This is a genomic window from bacterium (assembly GCA_021159335.1).
In the GTDB taxonomy this organism is placed as follows: Bacteria; UBP14; UBA6098; order B30-G16; family B30-G16; genus JAGGRZ01.
Genome location: JAGGRZ010000149.1, coordinates 1 through 2,628 on the forward strand (window position 1 = coordinate 1; position 2,628 = coordinate 2,628).

General features: G+C 46.5%; 3 protein-coding genes. All 3 read right to left on the reverse strand.

What is annotated here, in order from left to right; all coding sequences use genetic code 11:
- Positions 1 to 2: 2 nt before the first annotated feature.
- The 3 genes from J7J62_08180 to J7J62_08190 are packed head-to-tail and all read right to left on the reverse strand — an operon-like array spanning position 3 to position 2,601.
- On the reverse strand, positions 3 to 914 hold the full coding sequence (locus J7J62_08180) for a D-2-hydroxyacid dehydrogenase (protein ID MCD6125131.1): 912 nt from the start codon (positions 912 to 914) through the stop codon (positions 3 to 5).
- A 9-nt stretch (positions 915 to 923) separates the two neighbouring features.
- Positions 924 to 1,535, reverse strand: coding sequence for a TetR/AcrR family transcriptional regulator (locus tag J7J62_08185; GenBank protein MCD6125132.1), 612 nt, complete (start codon positions 1,533 to 1,535; stop codon positions 924 to 926).
- A 1-nt stretch (position 1,536) separates the two neighbouring features.
- On the reverse strand, positions 1,537 to 2,601 hold the full coding sequence (locus J7J62_08190; GenBank protein ID MCD6125133.1) for an alanine--glyoxylate aminotransferase family protein: 1,065 nt from the start codon (positions 2,599 to 2,601) through the stop codon (positions 1,537 to 1,539).
- Between the last annotated feature and the right edge of the window lie 27 nt (positions 2,602 to 2,628).

Genomic DNA, 2,628 nt, shown 5'->3' on the forward strand with positions numbered 1-2,628 from the left:
ACTTAGCTTCCGAAAACCTCGTTTAGAATTTTTATTATCTCTTCGCCGATTCGTTCCTGGGCTTCGTTTGTGGATGCGCCAAGATGAGGTGTTACGGACACCTTCGGGTGATTAACAAGCTCCGGCTTGGGATTAGGTTCGCCGACGAAAACATCTATAGCAGCTCCATAAAGCTTGCCTGAATCGAGTGCCTCAAGCAACGCATCCTCGTCAACAACTCCACCTCTTGCAGTATTAATTATAACCGCGCCATCCTTCATCTTCGCGAATTCCTCACGGCCTATTATGGGTTTATCGGTTTTGGGAACATGAAGACTTATAATGTCTGCCTGGCTCAAAAGCTCGTCGAAAGAAACCATGGTGACACCTTCAATACCCGGATCGGTAACATAGGCATCGTAAGCGATAACCTTCATTCCAAGCGCTAATGCTCTTTTAGCAAGCTCTTTGCCTATTCTTCCTATGCCGATTATCCCGAGCGTCTTCCCTGCCAGTTCTCTGCCCTGACTTTCCTTTTTGATTTTCTTAAAGTCCTCACCCTGCCTCATCCGCCATGTCGATGCCGCTATGAAGCGATAGACTGAGAACATGTGCCCCAATGCGAGTTCTGCCACCGAAGGAGAGGATGCAGCGGGAGTATTTCTCACCTCGATGCCTTTGGAACGCGCATAATCAACATCTATATTGTCGATCCCGACGCCACCACGGATTATAACCTTAAGGTTTTTAGCAGCGTCGATAACGGGGACTCTTACCTTGGTCGCGCTGCGAACTATCATCGCCTCAAAAGGCGGAACTGTCTCTATAAGCTCTTCGGGCGTCATGCCGGTCTTCACCACTACCTCATGCCCGAGAGCTTTCATCCGCTCTATAGCGGTTGGTGATATCTTGTCACAGACCAATATTTTTGCCATATTACCTCCTTATTTTTTAACTACACCTTCTATGAACACTTTCGCTAAGTCTTCAGTTTTTGGCTTTGCCCTTCGACTAACTGGAATTTCAAACCTATCCCTTAAGTGCTCCGATATAGCTGTGAAGGCGAATCCACCAAAAACCATTGGTGCAAACTGCCACGACGATATCTTAGTAGTTATCTCTGCTCTCTTTTTGGCGTTGTCGAATGCTTTCATAAGTGTAAGGAGCGGTTTCCTTATTATCTCTTTCATTTCCGGGATCTCGGGGAACTCATCGGGTGAGAAAGCGAGCCGCGCTATAAGAAACATCGCTTCAGGTATCCCGTCGAAAGCGTCGCTGTTGGCTTTCATGAAGTCCCGCATGAAACTCTTGAATGGCTTTTCGGGGTCAAGATTTTCGTAAGCTGCGTTTATGCGTCTGTTAATCTCCCGTATGCATGTTATGAATAACTGTTCCTTGTTCCCAAAGTAGTAGTAGACCATCGGCTGGGTTACATCAGCCTTCTGGACGATATCTCTTATTGTTGTGCCCGGGTAGCCTTTTTTCGCGAAAAGTTCTATGGCTGCCCTGAACATCCTGTCTCTTACAGAATCACCTGTTCTTTTTGCACCTGCCATTTTACAGCTCCAGTATTTGGTTAATGTCGTTTAACAACTCCTCAATATCCTCCTTCGTCAAATCGCCCATGTGGGCAATGCGGAAAGTTTGCTCTTTAAGCTTGCCATAGCCATTCGAAAGCATTTTTCCGCGTTTACCAAGTTCCTCGTTAAGTTCCGCCACTGATATTCCTCTCGTATTTTTGATAGTCGTGAGAGTTATTGATTCGTAGCCTGGTTCGGGGAACAGGTCGAAGTATTCTTTCGCCCACGCTCTGACTATCTTTGCCATTTCTATGTGGCGGTTTTGACGATTTTCCATTCCCTCCTCAAGGATTCTGTCGAGCTGGTAGTCGAGCGCAAAAAGATGAGGTATAGCTGGCGTAGTGGGCGTTTGATGTCGCTCATCATACTTCATAAACACCATCATGTCGAAGTAATAACCTCTGTTTTTGACAGTTTTTGCCTTTTCAAGTGCCTTCTCGCTGACAACTCCGATAGCCAAACCAGCGGGCAGTGCCCAGCACTTCTGCGAACTCGCAAGGATAAAGTCAACACCCAGCTCATCGATTTTGTAATAATATCCCCCCATGGAACTGACAGCATCGACGCACCAGATAACATCCGGATACTTCTTCATAACCTCTGCTACTTCCTCTATCGGGTTCATAACACCCGTTGAGGTCTCATTGTGCGTGTAAAGAAGGCAATCGTATTTCCCGGTAGCCAGTGCTTTGTCGATCTCCTCGGTGGGAATGTGCTTACCCCAATCAACGCTTATAACATCCAGCTCTTTGCCGTTGGCTTCGGCTATCTTACCCCACCTTTCCGAAAACGCGCCGCACTGGGTCGAAAGTATTCGCTTATCGGAGAAATTCCGAACCGCTGCCTCCATGAGACCTGTGCCAGAGCTTGTTGAAAGGATTATCTTGTTCTCCGTTTCGAGAACTTTCTTCAGTTTGGACACTATCGAATCGTAAAGCTGCGAAAATTCCTTTGAGCGATGTCCTATTTGCGGGGTGGACAATTTCTCCAAAACATCCTTTCTTACTTCTGTTGGTCCCGGAATGAAAAGTTTCTTATGCATTCTAACCTCCTTAATCTAAGTTAATTA